This is a genomic window from Streptomyces vulcanius, from assembly GCF_042653945.1.
Classification (GTDB): domain Bacteria; phylum Actinomycetota; class Actinomycetes; order Streptomycetales; family Streptomycetaceae; genus Streptomyces; species Streptomyces mangrovi.
Genome location: NZ_JBHSFK010000059.1, coordinates 18,812 through 36,311 on the forward strand (window position 1 = coordinate 18,812; position 17,500 = coordinate 36,311).

Here is a 17,500-nt window from a genome sequence, read left to right on the forward strand (position 1 = left end):
GGGTGCCCGATGGGCGGTGGGTGTGGTTTTCGGTGGGTGGGGCGTCACGTCGGCCGGGTTCCGGGGCGGGGCCGGGGTGTGGTGTCTGCCGTCGGACGGGTTGTGGGTTTCGTCGGTTGGTCAGCCGAGGGCGTGTTGGGTTTCCGGCTCCGGCTGGGTGTCGGGGGACGCCGCGGCCGTCACCGTGGGCTGCTTGGGCTGCTTCCTGATGGCCAGGGCGAGCAGGCCGCCGAGGATCAGCAGGCCCGCGCCGATCAGGCCGGCCAGACGCAGGCCCTCGACGACGTCCGCCGGGTCGGCGTCGGCGTACGAGCCGGTGAAGGTGGAGTTGGCGACCGCGACAAGCACCGCGAGCCCCACCGCGCCGCCCACCTGCTGGGCTGTGGAGGCCATGGCGCTGGCCACGCCCTGCTCCTCGGCGTCGACGCCGGAGCCCGCCGTGGCGAACACCGACACGAAGACCAGCCCGCCGCCGACGCCCCAGACGAACGAGCCCGGCAGCAGCGCCCAGAAGGAGCCGCCGGTGGTCATCACCACGACGGTCAGACCGATGCCGATGCCATTGACGATCATGCCGGTGAGCAGTGTGGTGCGAGGGCCGAAGCGTTCCATGAGCTTCGGTGCCAGTTGCCCGGAACCGATGATCGAGGAGAGCGTCAGCGGCAGGAACGCCAGGCCCGCCTGGATCGGGGAGTAGCCGAGGACCGGCTGGACGTACGTCGTGAAGACGTAGTACGCGCCCGCGAGCGCCGTCTGGAACACCAGGAGCACCGCCATGGCGACGACCAGCGGCCGGTTGCGCAGCAGCCGCAGCGGCATCAGCGGGTTGCGGGTCTTCGCCTCGGTGAGGAAGAAGGCGACGAGCAGGACCACGCCGGCGGCCAGCGCCAGCACCGGCAGCGAGTCGGTCCAGCCGTGGTCGGGGCCGGTCACCAGACCGGTCACGATCGCGGAGACGCCGACGGTGGACAGCAGCGCGGCCGGCACGTCGAAGCCGCCGGAGGTGTTCGCGGGGCCGTCGGGGCGCACCGCCTTCGGCGCCGGGATCAGGATGACCAGCGCGAGCGGGATGTTGATGAAGAACACCCAGCGCCAGGAGGCCATGTCGGTCAGCACACCGCCGAGCAGTGCCCCGGCCGCGAGGCCCAGCGAGCCGGCCGCGCCCCAGACCGCGAACGCCTTGGTGCGCTGCTGTCCTTCGAAGGAGGTCGCGATCAGGGCCAGCACGGCGGGGAAGAGTAAGGCGCCGCCCATGCCCTGCACCAGCCGGGCCCCGATGAGCACGGCCTGGCTGGAGGCGAGTCCGCCGGCCAGGGAGGAGACCGCGTAGAAGACCAGGCCGGTCATGAACAGCCGGCGGGCCCCGAGCCGGTCGACCGCGCGCCCGCCGAACAGCAGCAGCCCGCCGAAGGAGACGGCGTATGCCGAGACGACCCATTGCAGGGACTGGGCGGAGAAGCCCAGCGCTTCGCCGATGTCGGGCAGCGCGACGTACACGATGTTGTAGTCGACGGAGATGATGACCTGGGAAAAGGCCAACAGGAACATTACGAGTCCGGCTTTCCTGGCCGGTGTTGCAGTCGTCACGAGACCCTCCTCTAGGGCTGACGGTCAGTCAGCTTCCACGTGGTGTGCGCCGGAGTCCAACTGGGCCGCGAAGGGCAGCCCTTCCCTTCGCTCCTGTGACCTGAGTCACACGCGAGCCCGGCGGGAGCGGGACCATCTGCGGGTCACCGGCCGCTCGACGCAGACGTACAGCGCCCACGCCAGCAGCACGGACACGGCGAACTGCGCGGCCAGCAGGCCGATCGCCGCGGGCGTGCCGAAGAGCCGGTCGCCGAGCAGCTTTCGCGTGTACTCCAGGACCGTGAAGTGCACGAGGTAGAAGGCGAAGGAGATGTCGCCCAGCCAGACCAGGAACCGGTTGCGGAACACGCTGGAGGTTCCCTCGTTGTCCGCCATCGCCCCCGCCGCGATGACCATCACGGCCGGAAGCAGACACGCCACCCGTAAGCCCCACAGCATCGGCACGTTCAGCGCCACGACGTACGACACCACCAGCAGCGCCCCCGAGCCGGCCAGCCCGATGTTGCGCCAGCGCCCCAGCATCACCGCGCGCGCCACCAGCATGCCCAGCACGAAGTCCAGCAGCCGGGTGGGCGGGAAGATGTACGCGAACCAGAAGTAGTTGGCCGACTGCGCGGGCTCGTTGGGCACCACGGCGGTACCGACCGGCACCACCGCGTAGGTGAGCAGCGGCACCGCGCAGATCGCCAGCACGACCCCGCCGATCCAGTACTTGAGCCGGGCGGCCGGGACGCGTCGCACCAGCGGGTACAGCGCGGGGAACGCGAGATAGAAGAACGCCTCGGTGGACAGCGACCAACTCACGTTGTTCACCGCGAAGTTGGTGGGCACGTCCGGCACCCACGACTGGAGCATGAAGAAGCTCAGGAAACTCTGGGCCGTCGTGGTGTGGGCCCCGTCGGCACCGTCGACCAGCACCCGGGCCAGGATCCAGCCGACGATGTACGGCGGCACGATCTTGACGTAGCGCCGCCGCCACCAGGCCGCCGGCGAGGGGTTCCCGCGGTGCGACCACACCAGGATGAACCCGCTGAGCGCGAACCAGAACGGCATGGTCAGGCCGCCCACCTGCGCGACGGCCCGGTAGAACCCCTCGGCCTGCGAGTCGTCGGCGAGCAGCCGGATGCTGGGGAACAGCAGCGAGGCGTGGAAGAGGAACACGGCCAGTGCCACCGGGGCGCGCAGCCCGGTGAGGGTGGGAAGCCGGGAGGCCAGGGGCCGCCCTGGAGGGGCCTGCCCGGCGCCGGGCGGGGCCGTGGGCGCCACGGCGACCGGCGGACCGGGCACGGCCCGGCCGGTGAACTGCTCGGTGCTCATGAACTGTCACTCCTTGAGAGGATCGCCGGGTGGGGGCCGGCCGGGGTCAGAGGTCGAGCACGAGGCGCTGCGAGCGGCAGCGCGCGACACAGACGAGCACCGTGGCGTTCGCGGCCCGCTCCTCGTCGGTGAGGACCATGTCCCGGTGGTCGGGCTCGCCTTCGAGCACCGGGACCTCGCAGGTTCCGCAGACGCCGTCCCGGCAGGACGCGTCGAGCACGACGCCCACGTTCTCCAGGGCGTCGACGATCGACTCCTCGGGGCCGACCGTGACGGTGACGCCGGAGCGGGCGCACTCCACCTCGAAGGCCCGCTCCTCGCCCTCGTTCTCGGCGGCGGCCGAGGCGGCCGAGGAGAAGTGCTCCACGTGCAGCCGGCACCCGACGCCGAGCGCCGCGCATCCGGCGCGGACGGCCGAGGTGAGCCGCTCCGGGCCGCAGCAGTAGACCAGTGCGCCCGCCGGCGCCGCGGCCAGCACCCGGTCGAGGTCCAGCCGCCCGAACTCGTCCTTCGGGTGGAGCACCACCTGGCACTTCGCGTCCGCGAGCACGCTCAGCTCCTCGCAGAACGCCATCGACGCACGGCTGTGGCCCGCGTACCAGAACTGCCAGGACCTGCCGCGTTCGCGGGCCTCGCGGGCCTGGGTGAGCAGCGGTGTCACCCCGATGCCGCCGGCGACGAAGACGTAGGACTCGGCGTCGGCCAGCTCGAAGTGGTTGCGCGGTCCGCGCACGGCGACCAGCCCGCCGGGCCGCAGCGTGTCGTGCACATACGCCGAACCGCCCCGCGAGTCCGGGTCCCTGAGCACCGCCACCCGGTAGCGGGAGGCGTCGGCCGGGTCGCCGCACAGGCTGTACTGGCGTACCAGCCCGCCCAGGCTCAGATCGACGTGGGCGCCGGGGGTCCAGGCCGGCAGGGGCTTGCCCTGCGGATGCACCAGGTCGACGGAGAGGACACCGGCCGCCTCCCGGGTCATCCGGTGCACCAGCAGATCGGACTGCTCCTGGGCGCCGCTCATGACGTGACCGGACCGCCGAACCGGACGTCGTTGCCGAAGACCACGTCGTGGCTCTTCACGTCGATCGTGATCCGGTCGCCGTCCGCGATACGGAAACCGTCGTGGAAGCTGGCCTTGTCGGCGCCGAGCAGTACGTAGTTCACCAGGCCGGGCCGGCGCACCGCGGGGAACGAGAACAGGTGGTCGGCCATGTCGCGGACCCTGAAGTACAGGGCCTCCTCGCCGCAGTCGAAGCCGCCCTCCCAGACGGCGGCGCCCTCCCGCTCGACGGTGACCCGGCCGCTCGCCGTCGCCGGCGGCTCCCCAAGGAAGAGCCATGGGGCGACGGAGGTGTCGCAGAGCTTGCAGTACGGGTTCCAGCCCGGGTTGCTCAGATGGAGCCCGATGTCGCACAGGTCGTTGCCGAAGGTGTAGCCCGCGTAGTGCGGAGTGCCCTCGTCGTCGTTGACGTAGACGAGCACCACCTCGGGCTCCTCGATCAGCGCGACCGGTCGGGCCGGGACGACGAGGGTCTCGCCGGGCAGCCGCAGCCAGGAGCCGAGGCCCTTGAAGAACCAGTTCGGCGGGACGAACTCCTCGCCCTCCCGCGGCTCGGTCTCGAACTTCGACCGGTGCGTCCGCATGAATCCGCTCACCAGCGAGTCGCCGGTGGCCGTGGGCAGCAGCGGCGGGAGCAGCCGCAGCGCGGGATCGTCGGCCGCGACCGTGACGCTCTCGGCGCCCGCGGTGACGGCCTCGGCGATCTCCTCCGGGCCGGCGCCCGCGGCGAACGCCGTCCGCAGCCGGTCCTCACCGGTCTTGTACAGGGTCAGGTGCTCGCCCGGCGCCGGCTTGCCGAAGCCGACATGGCGCTCACCGTCGTAGAGGCTCTCGAACAGGACGGACATGGTGACGTGCCTCCTAGCGGTCGTGTGGTGCTGTCTCGGATGTGAGGTCGGTCAGTGCCTCGGCGACGCGGTCCAGGGACTCCCGGACCCAGGGCAGCCGGCAGGGGTCGTCGGCCGTGAGCGCGGCATGGCGCTCCTCGTCGGTGTCGCCGTAGAGGCGGCTGGTGGCGGCGCGCACCCGCAGGGAGCCGGCCGGCTCGCCGAAGGCGCTCGCGGGCAGCAGCCCGACGCCGTGCCGGGCCACGAGCAGCTCGGCGAGCGCGGCCCCGGTGCGCACCCCGTACGCCCGTTCCAGCAGAGTCCGGTGCGGCTCGAAGTCCGGGTACAGGTAACAGGTCGCGCGCACGGGAGCCACCAGGGCTCCCGCCGCCGCGAACAGGTCGGCCACCGCACGGGCCACCTCGCCGTGCAGCCGGCGGCAGGCCGCGATGTACTCGGTCACCTCGGGCGGCTCGTCGAAGGCGTAGGCAGCCGCCTCCTGGGCCGGCGCCGAGGCGCTGGACCAGATCTGGCTGGCGACGCCGGTGAGACGTTCACCCAGACTCCGGCCCAGCTCGCTGTCCGGGAGCCTGGCGACTCCGAGTCGCCAGCCGCCCAGGGCCAGGTTCTTGGTCAGGCCGGTGGTGACGACGGTGCGTTCGGGGGCGTGCAGGGCGGGGGACTCCGCCCGGGTCGCCGGGGCGAGGACCAGGTCGCGGTAGATCTCGTCCGAGACGATGACGAGGTCCAGGTCACGCGCCACCGCGCAGAGCCGCCGTACGGTGTCCGGCTGCGCCACGTCGCCGGTCGGGTTGTCCGGCAGGGTGACCACGACGGCGCGCGGGTCCCGGTCGGCGGCCCGGGCGGCGGTGACCGCCCGGCGCAGCCGGACCGGGTCCGGGACCCCGCCCTGGCCGGGCAGGACGGGAACGGGGATCGGGCGGGCGCCGACGAGTCTCGCCTGCGCCGCGTAGCTGACCCAGCTCGGTACGGGGACGACGACATCGCCGCCGACGGCCAGCAGCAGGCCGAAGAGCAGCGGCTTGCTGCCCGGTCCGCACACCACCTGGTCCGGCCAGGTCTCGAGCCCGCGGCGCCGCCAGTACCCGGCGACGGCGGTGCGCAGCCGGGTGCTGCCGGCCACGGGGCCGTAGGAGTTGAGGTGCGCGGCGGCCGCCAGTTTCTCCCGGAGCACCGGCAGCACGGGCAGTCCGATCTCGCCGCTCGTCATCGGGATCACCTGCTCCCCGGCCTGCCGGCGGCGCGCGATCGCCTCGTCGGCGGCGAGAGTGGCCGACATCGTCACCGGAGGGGATATGGACATGGGCATGACTGGCTCCCTGAGGGCAGTTCACGAAGAAGGGAGTGCGCGGAGCCGGAGGGCGCGGAGCCGGAGGGCGCGGAGCCGGAGGGCGCGGGGCGGGCGAGGCGTCCGCCCCGCCCGCACCCGGCGCCCCGGGCACCGCTCACACTCCGCCGAACCGCTGCCGCAGTTCCGCCTTGCGGACCTTGCCGGTCAGCGTCTTGGGCAGCGAGGGCAGGGACTCCAGACGGTCGGGCAGGAACCGCTCGTCCAGGCCGGCGGCGCGCAGATGGTCGCGTAGCTCCGCCAGGGACGGCCGCTCGGGACCACTGGGCACGATCATCGCGAGAATCGGGTCCTCGACCCGGCCGGCCGGCCCGACCAGCGCCGCCTCCGACACCTGCGGATGCCGGCACATGATCGACTCCACCTCGGCCATCGGGACGACCATGCCGTCCCGCATCACGGCGTCCTTGGCACGGCACAGCACCCGGATGCCGCCCCTGCCGTCGTCCCGCGCCACGTCACCCGTGTCGAACCAGCCGTCGTCGACCAACTGCTCCTGGAACACGCCGTCGCGCTTGTAGTACGTCAGGGCCTGCGACGCCCCCCGCACCCGCAGCCGCCCCACGGGAGCGCGCTCCGTCGGATTGAGGCACTTGTCGATCCGGATCTCCATGGCGTCGATCGGCCGCCCGTTGCTGTACGCCGCCCAGTCCTGGTTGTAGTCGAGCCGGGTGATGGTCACCGGACCGTTCTCCGACATCCCCCACAGCGAGTACGTGCGCGCGCCGAGCGTCGCACGGAGCTCGTCCACCAGCGGCTGGAGCACCGGCGCCGAACCGGTCACCACGTGCCGCAGCGTGGACACGTCCCGGGGGTCGCGCCGCTGCGACTCGGCGATGTCGGTCAGCGTCGGCGGCGGCCCGTAGACCAGCGTGCCGCCGTAACGTTCCACCAGATCCAGCAGCGCGTCGTTCCTGCGCACGTCCTGGAAGACGATGGTGCCGCCCAGCATCACGCTGGCGAGGATGCCCTGGGCGAACCCGGAGTAGTGCACCAGCGGGGTGGTCACCACCGCGACCAGACCGTGGTCGAGCAGAAACGTGTCGGCGTAGCCGCGGATCGCCGAGTGAACCGTGTTCTGGCTGTGCAGGACGCCCTTGGACTCTCCCGTGGTGCCCGAGGTGAACAGCACCACGAACGGTTCGTCGGGCCTGAGTTCGCGGCCGGAGAGAGCGTCGTCGCCGTGCACGTCCTCCCAGCGGGTGGCGACGAAGTGGTCGTGGAACTCCAGGGCGCCCTCGGGGGCGTGCCCGTCCACCACCACGACGTGTTCCAGCGTGGGCAGTTCCGCCTTCAGCCCGGTGACGACCTCGGCCAGCGGGGTGCCGTCCCACTCCGGCACCGTCACGCACACCCGCGCCTCGGTGAGTGCCAGCCGGTGGCGCAGTTCCTCCTCCGGACAGACCGGCGAGATCGGGCAGACCACCGCCCCGACCCGGATGCACGCGTAGATCAGCGGCACCATCTCCCACCGGTTGGGCAGCTGCACCGCCACGAAGTCACCGCGCCGCACGCCCAGTTCCACCAGTGCCGCCGCGAACCGGTCGGTGATCCTGCGCAGTTCCCCGTAGTCCAGGGTGTCGGTGCGGGCCTGCGCGATCCGCCGCCCGGCCACCGCCAGCTTGTGCGGACGCAACCGGCTCTGCCGGCGCAGGTCGTCGAGGAAGGTCTCGTCCCGCCACCAGCCGCGCTGCCGGTACAGCGCCTCCCGGGCCGGCCGGTCGTGCGGCAGCGGTTCGGTGATCGCCACCGTCTCCAGCGCCGGAGCCGTCATCGGTACTCCTTCCGGCGCGCCGAGACCAGGGCCGGCAGCGGGTCGTTCTGCGGGTCCGCGGCGGCGATCTCCAGCAGGTCCAGGGTGTTGCGCCGCACCCGCTCGCCCACCCAGTCGAACACCCACTGCCTGCGCGGCTCGTCCGCCAGCTCGAACGGCACGACCCGGGCCAGCGCCAGCCCCGCCGCCGCGGCCCCGCCCACGTTGGCGACCACGTCGGGCACCAGCGTCGCGCCCGCCACGGCCATCTTCAGCTTCGCCTCCGGGCTGACGGTGATGTTGCCGCCCTCCACCACGAGCCGCGCCCTGAGCCGGTGCACGTTGTCGGAGTTGACCGCGTTGTGGTTCGCCGCCAGCACCAGCACGTCGGCGTCCACGTCCAGCCAGGCCTCCGGCTCGTCCGAGTCGACGACGTGCTGCGGCAGCCGGGAGCGGTCGATGCGCCCGAAGCCGTCCGTCAGCGCCAGCAGGTCGTCCACCGGCAGCCGGTCCGCGCTGATCGTGCCCTGGATGTCGGCGACCGCGACGACATGGTGCCCACGGCGCTCCATGAAGCGCGCCACGGCCCGCCCGACACTGCCGAAGCCCTGGATCACGACCCGGCGCGGGCCGCCCCCGCCCCGCAGCCGCTCCAGCGCGGCGACGGCGGCGACCCCGACGCCGTGGCCGGTGCAGTCCACCAGCGGCTCGTAGTAGGTACGCCAGTCGTACGGCATGTCGACCGCGCGGTTCTTGCGTCGCGGGTCGTAGTCCGCCTCGGCGAAGAACACGGCCCGGTCGGCCGGGGTCACGCCCAGGTCGCAGCCGAGGTGGATACCGCCGTGCAGCAGCGGCGCGACGGTACGGCCGAAGGTGCGCATGGTCTCCTCGCGCCCGGTGCCGTCGGAGACGATGCCCGCCTTGGCGCCGCCGATCGGCAGTCCGACCAGCGTGAGTTTGGCCGTCATGCCGCGGGCCAGGGCGCGTACCTCCTCCTCGCTGACGTCGGAGGTCATCCGGGTGCCGCCCATGGCCAGCGAGTCGACCAGGGAGTCGACCACGACCCAGCCTTTCAGGGGGCCGCCGCTACCGTTCAGGGACACGGTGAAGGCAGGCTCCCGGCCGGCCTCACGCATCGCCCGGTCGTCCAGAACGCTCATTTCGTGAACCTCACGATCCATCCGGTGAAGAAGTGGTCAGCGGTACAGGTCGGCGAAGCCACGCAGGATGTGCTTGCCGTCCTGGCGGAACTCGAGATGGGCCTGCGCCCCGTGGATACGGCCGTCCGCCGAGCGCAGGAACTCGACCGGGGCGTGCGGGGACCGCCCGATGGAGCGGAAACCCTCCGGCGCGGCGCGCAGGTAGAGCGTGTGCCGCTGGAACACCGTGACGGTCGGTTTGACGTAGGAGAACAGCGGTTCCCCGGTGTCGACCTGGACGTCGAACCCGCCGACCCGCTGCGGCCCCCCGGCCAGTTCGGCGCCGTTCGCCACGGCGATGATCTGCATGCCGCCGCAGATCCCGAACACGGGAACGTCGGTCGTCATGACCAGGTCGATCAGCCGGCGGTAGTGGTCGCTGTCGTAGGCGCGGACCTTGGTGCCGCTCAGCACGATCGCCTGGTAGCGCCCGTCCGTGCGGGCCGGCACCGAGTCGGCGTCGACGGCGTCGGTCTCGGAACCGAGTTCCTCGAACCGCCTGCGCAGCTGTTTCAGGGACAGGGTCCCGTTGTTCACCACCAGAACCCGGGAAGTGGCCACGAATAGCACTCCTCTCGTTGTCGTCGTCGGACGCTCAGGTCCGGGTGATGGCCGTACCGGTGCGCCCGGCCAGCAGATCCGTCACCGGTGCGCTGCCGAGGACGACCCGGTCGACGCCGCCGTCCAGGGCCTCGCCGGCCGCCCGCAGCTTCTTGCGCATGCCGCCGACCGCCCGCCGGTCGCGGAACGCGGCGGCCGCCTCGGCGGTGATCCGGGTCACCGGCTCACCGTCCACGAGCAGATGGGCGACGTCGGTGACGAGCACCAGGTCGGTGGCGCCGGCCGCCGCCGCGAGCGCGGCAGCCGCCCGGTCGGCGTCGGTGTTGACCTCCCGGCCCGCGGCGTTGCGGGCCAGCGGGGTGACCAGGACCGCGTGTCCGGGCCGCAGCTCCTTGCGCAGCGGCTCGGCGTCGACGTGGGTGATGGGGCCGACGAGGTTGTCCAGCTCGACCAGTTCCTTGCCGCGCCACCACCACCGCTCGCCCTCGCCCGCGAACACCAGCCCGTCCGAGCCGATCAGCCGCCGGCCCGTCAGTCCGAGGGACTCCAGCCGCCCCACGACGTTCGCGCCGAGGTCGGCGCTGACGGTCTTGATGTCCTCGATGACCTCGGGTGTCGTCCACCGGCTCTGGTTGCCGTAACGATCCCGCAGGACGGCCGAGGGGTCCGTGTAGCGGGCGCCCAGCCGCCTGAGCGGCTTGGACCAGCCGTGCACCAGCACCAGCGGACGGCCGCGGCCGTGCCCGGCCAGGTCGTCCCACCAGCTCCCCGGCAGGTCCTCCAGGCAGCTGCCGCCGAGCTTGACCACCAGCGGTGCGAGACCGCTCGCCGCGCTCACGCCGGCATCACGGGCTGCATCGTCAGCCCCGTCTCCTCCGGCAGCGAGAACCGCCGGTTGAGTGCCTGCACGGCCTGCCCGGCCGCACCCTTGACCATGTTGTCCAGTGCGGCCAGGACGACGATCCGGCCGTCCTCGGGATCGTGCAGCACGGTGACGTCGCAGTAGTTGGATCCCAGTACCGCCTGCGGATCCGGCACCGGGATCAGCGTCTCGGTGTGCCGGCGCACCCGGACGAACCGGTGCCCCCGGTAGAAGCGGAGGTACGTCCGCTGCAGCGTGCGCTCGTCCACCGCGTCGTCCGTGAAGACATACGAACTGGCGAGCAGACCCCGTACATGGGACACCCCGTACGCCGACATGGTCAGGGAGCCGATCCGGCCCGGCTTGCCGCGCTGGAAGAAGTCGCCGACCTCGGCGGCGTGCCGGTGCCCGAGCGGCGCGTACGGTGCGATGGCGCCGTTGCGCAGTGGGTGCAGATCGGCCGTGCGCAGCCGCAGACCGCCGCCGCTGGAGCCGCTCTTGCCGTCCACCACCACGGTCCTCAGCTCCAGGCCGAGCTCCAGGACCAGAGGTGCCAGGCCCAGCGTGATGGCGGTGGCGTAGCAGCCCGGCAGCGAGATCAGCGGAGCGTCGACGAGCTGGTCGCCGATCAGCTCCGGCACCCCGTAGACGAAACGGTCCGCCAGCTCGGGGCGCCGCCGCACCTTCGGATACCAACGGTCGTGCAGGTCTTCGGAGCGGATCCGGAAGGCGCCGCTCAGGTCGATCACGCACGGCACCCGGTCGGCCAGCCGCCCGGCGAGCTCCGCCGACACCGGCGCGGGCGTGGCGAGGAACACCACGTCACAGCGGTCGGCGAGGTCTCCCGCGCGCTCACCGACCGGCTCCACCGTCAGCCCGAGGTCGAGCCGGAGACCCGGGTGGAGCTGCGCCGGGCGTTTTCCGGCGCTGGACGAGCCGCCCAGAAAGGTCAGTTCCAGCTCGGGATGCTGGGAGACCAGCCGGATCAGCTCCCCGCCGGCGAAGCCGGAGGCGCCGACGACTCCGACGCGGATCATCCGAGGACCTCCACCACATGGCGGGCCACGGCCGAGGGGATGTCGACGCCGGTCGCCGAGGCCACCGCCCGGAAGGCGGGCGCGTGGTTCACCTCGTTGACGACGTAACCGGACGCCGTCTCGAACAGGTCGACGCCGTAGACGCCGCTGCCCAGCACGTCCACCACACCGTCCACGATCTTCAGCAGTTCGGGCTCCTGCTCGACCTTCCGTGTGCGGTTGCCGAGCGCCGCGTTGTTGCGCCAGTCCAGGCCGCCGCTGACGAACCGCGCCACGGCCACCGGCTCTCGCCCCACGACCAGACAGCGGATCGAGCCGCCCTCGATGTACGGCTCGACGAGACAGGCCTGTTCGAAGGCGTGCCCCAGGTCCTCGACGTAGTCGTACACGGACTGCGCGGTGTCGGGGTGCCGTAGCAGCGTCACCCGCTTGCCCATGCCGCCGAAGACCGGCTTGAGCACCAGGGGAAGGGGAAGCTGCTCCAGCGCCTTCACGAAGTCCCGGCGCGAGAGCACCAGCCGGAAGTCGGGAACCGGGACACCCGCGGCGCGCAGCTCGGTGCGCAGGGCCAGCTTGTTCTCACACGCGTGGATCGCCGACGCCGAGTTCAGCGTGGGAATCCGGGACGCCTCGGCGAGGCTCGCCAGCAGTCCGCCGCGGGTGTAGCTGCGGCTGCGCACGAGCACCGCGTCGAAGTCGCTGAGGGATCCGGCGTCCGGATCCCCGAGGCACAGGGCCTCGTCGTTGACCCACTCGACATCCAGATCAAACGCGCCGGCGGTCTCGATCAACTGGCGTTCCTCCCAGCCGACGCGGTCCGCGACGATGGCTACTTTGCCGCCCATGACAGGTCACTCCTCCATGCGCCTCGGGCGCTCACTGGCCCCAGTCGCGGAGCTGGACCTCGACCATCTGCAGGGAGAGCACGCCGCCGCTCGCCACGTCTTCGACGCGGAGCGTGAGCATGCACTCGGGGCAGGCGAGGGTCTCGCCCTTGACCATCGGCGGGGTGGACAGATCGGTCTCGCACTCGGGGCAGGCACCCGTAAGGGTGGTGGACATGTGTGGTCTCCAGAACGGTTGGCCGGGCTCGTACGGCCCGGATCGGCTCGTGTGTCGGCGGGAGGGGGTGCTCAGACCGCCCGGAACTCGATCGCGGCCTTGCGGACGGCGTCCCGGTCGAGCAGCGGGCTGCCGTGCTCCTCCTGGCGTGCCGTCAGCCAGCTGGTGAAGGAGTCGATGTCGAGGTCGGTGGCCTCGTCGGCGAGGGCCCACCCGACCAGGGCCGGGGTCAGCCTGGACCGCACCCGCAACTCGCGTGCGTTGCCCACGAGTTCGGCGGGCAGCGTCTCGTACGCCTGCGGATGGCTGAGCTGTCCGGGCAGCTCGTAGGCGAAGGCGTGCGGTGTGGTGGGCCCGGACTGGAAGGCCTCGCCCAGCCCCGCGCCGGCGAGTGCCACCCGGGACAGTTCGGTGAGGTGCTGGAGGTCGAAGCGGGTGTCGTCGTGCACGACCCGCAGCGAGGTGAGCAGCTCCGCGAGGGGCGCGTTGCCGCCGCGCTCGCCGATCCCGCCGACCGTGGCGGAGATCCACGCGGCGCCGGCCCGGACCGCGGCCAGCGAGTTGGCCACGGCCATGCCCAGCATGTTGTGCGAGTGGATCTCGATCTCGGACCCGTCGATCGCGGTGAGTTCGGCGATCTTCTCCTCCATCTGCCAGGGGGAGAGGTACGCGACCGTCTCGGCCAGCCGGAACCGGTCGGCCCCCGCCGCGAACCCGGCGGTCACGTAGGGCACCAGGCGTTCGCTGGGGGTACGGGCGCCGTCCTCGCCGCTGAACGTGACGTGGAAACCGCGCTCCTTGGCCGCCTCGATGGCCGCGCGGGCCACCGTGTGCAGGTACTTCGCGCTGGGCGAGCCAAGCTTCAGCGCCGCGTGCTGCTCGGAGGTGGGGATCGAGAACATCACATGGGTGACGCCCAGGCGCAGCGCCTCGTCCAGCGCCGCGGTCACCTGCCGGCGGTCCCTCACCACCACGAGGGACATGCTGCGCTCGGGTCCGATCGCCTCGTGGGTGGCGAGGATGAGGTCCTCGTCCTTGGACGCCGGGCCGGAGATCATGCCGACCTCGACCAGGGCCACGCCGGTCCGCACCAGCAGGCCGGCGATGACCGCGGCATCCTTGGGGGCGAATTCCACGCCCGCCATGTGCGCGGAATCCCGCAGGGTGGCGTCGGATATCTGGGGTGGTATAGGCATCGCATTCACTCCTTTTCACTCCTTGGGAAAAACCGAGAAGCAGAAAACTGGGGTGCCCGAACAGCTTTCCGAAACTTGGCGATCTGCGTCAAGGGCCTTGATGTCAGGGGTATGTAAGACATCGTCAGAGCGGAGTGAGAGAAAGAAAGGCGCAGCGGAGAGAGGTGAGAACTGCGGTAATTAATCGGCGAATTGATGGCGCGGGCGGCCGGGGGGAATTAGTGTCGGACCCGGTTCGACCGACCGATGATTGGTGATCCGTCATGGATATTTCCGAGACCCCCAGGCTCGGTGTCGTGGTCCCTCCGGAGAACCCCACCGCCGAGCCCGAGTTCCACCGCCTCGTCGGAGACCGGATGAACGTCTACGGTGCCCGTTTCCCGGTGACGCCGGGCATGGCGCTGCGCGACATGCTGGAGACCTACAACGCGGTACTGCCCGAGACCCTGGCCCGTTTCGGCGGGATGCGGCTCGACGCGGCGGTCGTGGCGTGCAGTGCCTCGCACTACCTGCTCTCACCCGAGGGCGACCGCAGGTTCTGCGCCGAGCTCAGCGGGCGCACGGGTTTCCCGGTGCTGTCCTCCACCCAGGCCATCCTCGCCGCGTGCGAGGCGCTCGGACTCACCCGGCTCACCCTGGTGTCGCCCTACGAGCCATGGCTCACCGACACCTCCCGCCGCTTCTGGGAGGAGGCCGGCCTCACCGTCGTACGCGCGGTCGTGGTCCCGGCCGGCGACGAGGGCCGCTTCAATCCGTACGAGGTGACGACCGAGGCCATCCTGCGGCGCGTCCGGGAGCGGATCCCCGCCGACGGCTCCGCGCTGCTCTTCACCGGCACCGGCATGTACACCCTCGCGGCACTGGACGAACTCGCCCACGAGACCGGCCGAGTGCTGCTGACGTCGAACCTGGCCAGCGCCTGGTGGGCGCTGCGGACGACAAGTGCCGCACCGGCGGACCCTCAAGGCGAGCACCCGTTGCTGCGACGGCTGTCCCGCGGCGCGCCTGCGAGCGCGGCGTGACCGGGGGAGCGACGGACCACCTCCGCACGCTCGGCACCGCCGTTCTCCGACTCCACTGACCAGCCGTCCCATCCACCCCCTCCTTTTGGGACGGCACCCCCGGCACGGCCGTGACGCTTGGGCGGGCGTCACGGCCGTGCCCCTTGCGCTGTGCCCGTCAGGACACCAGCTTCCCTTCCCCCTGGCCCCGTTCCCCGGCCCGTGCGTCGTCCGCCACGCCCCGCAGGACGACCCGCCAGATGTTGGTGAGCTGGGCCTCCGCGCTCTCGCCGCGGTCCCGGGCGCCGTTCGCGTTGCAGCGGATCTGGGCCTCCGCGCCGGTGATCAGGTGCACCACCAGCGCTCGTACCGCCTTCGGGTCGATGCCCTCGCGCAGGTCCTGCTCGGCCGCGCTGGCGAGCAGCCGATCGACGGTGGGCAGCCAGGCCGCCTGCCAGTCGGCCGACACGCTGCGGCGTTCTCGGGTGAGCCGGGCCGCCGCCCGCACGATCGCCTCTTTCTCCATCAGCCGGGCCAACTCCAGCGTGATCCCGACCAGTGTCCGCAGCGGCCGCCCCGGCTCGGTGTCCACCCGGTCCAGCGCCTCCTGGGTGATGGTCCCGCCGCGTACCTGGATCGCGTCGGCCAGATCGTCCTTCGCGGGGAAGTGGAAGGTCAGCGCGCCCACGGAGATGCCGGCCGCCTTGCTGACCCGGGACAGCGTCGTCAGGCCGTAGCCGTCGCGGTCGAAGAACTCGGCTGCCGCCTGCATCAGGGTCTCCCGCGTGCGCGCGGCCCGCTCCTGCTTCACCATGGTCCGTCTCCAGAACTCCACCGCCGGAGCGGCGGTACGCCGTCGCCGTCGCCGTTGCCGTTCCCCGTCCGCCCGTCCAACTCGGCGGCGGCCGGCGTTCCTTCCCGTCGCGCGGGGATGCCGGCAGGTCGGCCCGGTGTGGTTGCGGCAGCGAACAATCTACCTGTGGCGCCAGGCGCCCTGCTCGCGGCGACCGTTGGTCGAACAACTGTCTGTGAGCACGTATGTCCTTCGGCGACTCGGACGCTCAAGTAACCCGATCTCCCGCACTGGTTAGCTTCTGCACAACATCAACACCGCACCGGTACACGCTGTTTCGCCGTCTCCTCAACACCGCATGTCACCGGCCGACTTGGCAAAGGTGCTGATTACTACCACAATAACAAAGAGAACGTTCGTTATGGTTTTGGGGTCGTCAGGAAGGAACGCACCATGACCGAGCACTACGCGACCTCCGACCGCAGGCCGGTGCGGCCCGCCGGGTCGCCGACCGAGGGAGCCGAGGGCGTGACGGCCTTCGCGGAGACCCTCTTCGGGCATCTGCCGAGAGCCGACCAGCGACGCTGGGCCCGCCTCTATCTGCGGGGTCTGCTCACCGCCCCGGGCCGTAAGTCCGTCCGGCACCTGGCCGCCGCCGTCTGCGCCTCGCCCACGGCTTCCCAGTCGCTGCACCAGTTCCTCAACGCCAGCCCCTGGGACTGGGCGCCGGTCCGGAGCGAGCTGCTCGGCTGGACCGAACGGCGGACCACCGTGCGGGCGCTGAGCATCGGTACGGCGATCCTGCCCAAGCGCGGGGAGCACAGCTGCGGGGTGCACCGCCGCTTCGTGCCCGCGCTCGGCCGTACCGTGAACTGCCAGGTGGGCCTCGGTGTGTTCGTGTCCTCGGAGGACGGGGACATACCGGTGGACTGGCGCCTGCTGCTGCCCCGCCAGTGGGACGAGGACGAGCGGCTGCGTGAGCGGGCCCGGATCCCGCGGGGGGTGCGCAAGGTGCCCCTGTGGTCCCACGCCGTGTCGCTGATCGAGGACGTGGCGCCGTGGGGGGAGCGCCTGCCGGTCGTCGCCGAACTGGGCGACTGCCTGGAGGCGGGTCCGCTCGCGATCGTCCTGGACCGGCGCGGACATGACTTCGTCATCGCGGTGCCTCCGGATCTGCGGGTGCTGCCGGCCGACGGCGACCTCGGGCTCCCGGTGGCCGCCCGGCGGGGCGCGATGCCCTCCCGGGAGGCGGTGCCCGCCCTGGCCCTGCTGCACCGGCGGGGCCGCGCACCGCTGCCGGTCCACCAGCGCGGCACCGCCCGCCCCCGCTCCGGCGGGACCCGCTCCGACCGCGGCTCCGACCGGACCCGCTGGGCGCTGGCACGGCTCCCGGGCAGTCACCATGTCTTCCGCCTGTTCACCGAGGTCCACCCGGCCGAGGGTCCGTATCCACGGGTCTGGATCAGCAACCTCCTGGACCGGCCCACGGGTCACCTCCTGGATCTGGCGCGCCGCCACCACGGCACCGGCCTCGCGCTGGACCGCCTGGAACGGGACTTCGGAATGCTCGACTTCGAGGGCCGCTCCTATCCCGGCTGGCACCACCACATGACCCTGATCTCCGCCGCGTACGCCTACGGCCTCCTGTCCGGCGCGCGCGAGCGAACCCGCGAGGAAGCGCGCGAACGAACCCGCGAGGAAGCGCGCGAACGAACCCGCGAGGAAGCGCGCGAACGAACCCGCGAGCCGGTCTGAGAACCCCGCACCGCTCCGCCGTCCATGCCACTCGGCGCCTCGGCGCACCGCACACCCGCGCGCGTCCGCCCGGGCTCTCCTGTCCGGGCCCGTCCCTCTTTCGGCCCGTCCCTGGGAGTCAGTG

16 protein-coding genes are annotated in these 17,500 nt (G+C 71.8%); 2 read left to right on the plus strand and 14 right to left on the minus strand.

The window, feature by feature from the left end:
- Nucleotides 1-120 precede the first annotated feature (120 nt).
- The 13 genes from ACFPIH_RS50930 to ACFPIH_RS50990 form a co-directional block, all read right to left on the minus strand.
- Nucleotides 121-1,548, minus strand: a complete 1,428-nt coding sequence (locus tag ACFPIH_RS50930) for an MFS transporter (protein WP_381179492.1) — start codon at nt 1,546-1,548, stop codon at nt 121-123.
- Nucleotides 1,549-1,692: 144 nt separating this feature from the next.
- Entirely contained in the window at nt 1,693-2,904 is a 1,212-nt protein-coding gene (locus ACFPIH_RS50935) for an acyltransferase family protein (protein WP_381179495.1), read from the minus strand.
- 46 nt (nt 2,905-2,950) lie between these two features.
- Nucleotides 2,951-3,922 carry a PDR/VanB family oxidoreductase gene (locus ACFPIH_RS50940; RefSeq protein WP_381179498.1) on the minus strand — a complete coding sequence of 324 codons (972 nt, stop codon included), beginning with the start codon at nt 3,920-3,922 and terminating at the stop codon, nt 2,951-2,953.
- The gene (locus ACFPIH_RS50945; RefSeq protein ID WP_381179501.1) at nt 3,919-4,809 is read right to left on the minus strand and encodes a fumarylacetoacetate (FAA) hydrolase; all 891 of its coding nucleotides are present in this window, start codon (nt 4,807-4,809) and stop codon (nt 3,919-3,921) included. Before ACFPIH_RS50945 ends, ACFPIH_RS50940 begins: the two co-directional genes overlap by 4 nt.
- A gap of 13 nt (nt 4,810-4,822) precedes the next feature.
- Nucleotides 4,823-6,118 carry a pyridoxal phosphate-dependent aminotransferase gene (locus ACFPIH_RS50950; protein ID WP_381179504.1) on the minus strand — a complete coding sequence of 432 codons (1,296 nt, stop codon included), beginning with the start codon at nt 6,116-6,118 and terminating at the stop codon, nt 4,823-4,825.
- 136 nt (nt 6,119-6,254) lie between these two features.
- Nucleotides 6,255-7,931 (minus strand): AMP-binding protein, encoded by a 1,677-nt coding sequence (locus ACFPIH_RS50955; protein ID WP_381179507.1) that lies wholly within the window; start codon nt 7,929-7,931, stop codon nt 6,255-6,257.
- Nucleotides 7,928-9,070 (minus strand): Glu/Leu/Phe/Val dehydrogenase dimerization domain-containing protein, encoded by a 1,143-nt coding sequence (locus ACFPIH_RS50960; protein ID WP_381179510.1) that lies wholly within the window; start codon nt 9,068-9,070, stop codon nt 7,928-7,930. Before ACFPIH_RS50960 ends, ACFPIH_RS50955 begins: the two co-directional genes overlap by 4 nt.
- 36 nt (nt 9,071-9,106) lie before the next feature.
- Entirely contained in the window at nt 9,107-9,670 is a 564-nt protein-coding gene (locus ACFPIH_RS50965; protein ID WP_381179513.1) for a type 1 glutamine amidotransferase, read from the minus strand.
- Between the two features lie 34 nt (nt 9,671-9,704).
- Complete coding sequence (locus tag ACFPIH_RS50970; RefSeq protein ID WP_381179516.1) at nt 9,705-10,508, minus strand: amino acid kinase family protein; 804 nt, start codon at nt 10,506-10,508, stop codon at nt 9,705-9,707.
- Nucleotides 10,505-11,569 (minus strand): N-acetyl-gamma-glutamyl-phosphate reductase, encoded by a 1,065-nt coding sequence (gene argC, locus ACFPIH_RS50975; protein ID WP_381179518.1) that lies wholly within the window; start codon nt 11,567-11,569, stop codon nt 10,505-10,507. The genes ACFPIH_RS50970 and argC overlap by 4 nt, the downstream gene beginning before the upstream one ends.
- On the minus strand, nt 11,566-12,414 hold the full coding sequence (locus tag ACFPIH_RS50980) for an ATP-grasp domain-containing protein (protein ID WP_381179521.1): 849 nt from the start codon (nt 12,412-12,414) through the stop codon (nt 11,566-11,568). Before ACFPIH_RS50980 ends, argC begins: the two co-directional genes overlap by 4 nt.
- Nucleotides 12,415-12,445: 31 nt before the next feature.
- Nucleotides 12,446-12,631, minus strand: coding sequence for a lysine biosynthesis protein LysW (locus tag ACFPIH_RS50985; protein WP_381179523.1), 186 nt, complete (start codon nt 12,629-12,631; stop codon nt 12,446-12,448).
- A gap of 71 nt (nt 12,632-12,702) precedes the next feature.
- The gene (locus ACFPIH_RS50990) at nt 12,703-13,827 is read right to left on the minus strand and encodes an isopropylmalate synthase (RefSeq protein WP_381179526.1); all 1,125 of its coding nucleotides are present in this window, start codon (nt 13,825-13,827) and stop codon (nt 12,703-12,705) included.
- Between the two features lie 263 nt (nt 13,828-14,090).
- Here ACFPIH_RS50990 and ACFPIH_RS50995 point away from each other — a divergent pair, with 263 nt between their 5' ends.
- Nucleotides 14,091-14,849 carry a maleate cis-trans isomerase family protein gene (locus ACFPIH_RS50995; protein ID WP_381179529.1) on the plus strand — a complete coding sequence of 253 codons (759 nt, stop codon included), beginning with the start codon at nt 14,091-14,093 and terminating at the stop codon, nt 14,847-14,849.
- 157 nt (nt 14,850-15,006) lie between these two features.
- Here ACFPIH_RS50995 and ACFPIH_RS51000 read toward each other — a convergent pair whose 3' ends face one another.
- Nucleotides 15,007-15,642, minus strand: a complete 636-nt coding sequence (locus ACFPIH_RS51000; RefSeq protein ID WP_381179532.1) for a TetR family transcriptional regulator — start codon at nt 15,640-15,642, stop codon at nt 15,007-15,009.
- Between the two features lie 432 nt (nt 15,643-16,074).
- On the opposite strand from ACFPIH_RS51000, the gene ACFPIH_RS51005 reads away from it, so the two are divergent.
- Nucleotides 16,075-17,376 (plus strand): IS701 family transposase, encoded by a 1,302-nt coding sequence (locus ACFPIH_RS51005; protein WP_381179535.1) that lies wholly within the window; start codon nt 16,075-16,077, stop codon nt 17,374-17,376.
- The last annotated feature ends 124 nt before the right edge of the window (nt 17,377-17,500 follow it).

Excerpts from the sequence above, each read along its gene's own strand:
- ACFPIH_RS50990 (WP_381179526.1), bottom strand. The coding sequence starts at position 13,827 with ATGCCTATACCACCCCAGATATCCGACGCCACCCTGCGGGATTCCGCG.
- ACFPIH_RS50960 (WP_381179510.1), bottom strand. The coding sequence starts at position 9,070 with ATGAGCGTTCTGGACGACCGGGCGATGCGTGAGGCCGGCCGGGAGCCT.
- ACFPIH_RS51000 (WP_381179532.1), bottom strand. The coding sequence starts at position 15,642 with ATGGTGAAGCAGGAGCGGGCCGCGCGCACGCGGGAGACCCTGATGCAG.
- ACFPIH_RS51005 (WP_381179535.1), top strand. The coding sequence starts at position 16,075 with ATGACCGAGCACTACGCGACCTCCGACCGCAGGCCGGTGCGGCCCGCC.
- argC (WP_381179518.1), bottom strand. The coding sequence starts at position 11,569 with ATGATCCGCGTCGGAGTCGTCGGCGCCTCCGGCTTCGCCGGCGGGGAG.
- ACFPIH_RS50980 (WP_381179521.1), bottom strand. The coding sequence starts at position 12,414 with ATGGGCGGCAAAGTAGCCATCGTCGCGGACCGCGTCGGCTGGGAGGAA.
- ACFPIH_RS50955 (WP_381179507.1), bottom strand. The coding sequence starts at position 7,931 with ATGACGGCTCCGGCGCTGGAGACGGTGGCGATCACCGAACCGCTGCCG.
- ACFPIH_RS50985 (WP_381179523.1), bottom strand. The coding sequence starts at position 12,631 with ATGTCCACCACCCTTACGGGTGCCTGCCCCGAGTGCGAGACCGATCTG.
- ACFPIH_RS50950 (WP_381179504.1), bottom strand. The coding sequence starts at position 6,118 with ATGCCCATGTCCATATCCCCTCCGGTGACGATGTCGGCCACTCTCGCC.
- ACFPIH_RS50945 (WP_381179501.1), bottom strand. The coding sequence starts at position 4,809 with ATGTCCGTCCTGTTCGAGAGCCTCTACGACGGTGAGCGCCATGTCGGC.
- ACFPIH_RS50930 (WP_381179492.1), bottom strand. The coding sequence starts at position 1,548 with ATGTTCCTGTTGGCCTTTTCCCAGGTCATCATCTCCGTCGACTACAAC.
- ACFPIH_RS50995 (WP_381179529.1), top strand. The coding sequence starts at position 14,091 with ATGGATATTTCCGAGACCCCCAGGCTCGGTGTCGTGGTCCCTCCGGAG.
- ACFPIH_RS50940 (WP_381179498.1), bottom strand. The coding sequence starts at position 3,922 with ATGAGCGGCGCCCAGGAGCAGTCCGATCTGCTGGTGCACCGGATGACC.
- ACFPIH_RS50935 (WP_381179495.1), bottom strand. The coding sequence starts at position 2,904 with ATGAGCACCGAGCAGTTCACCGGCCGGGCCGTGCCCGGTCCGCCGGTC.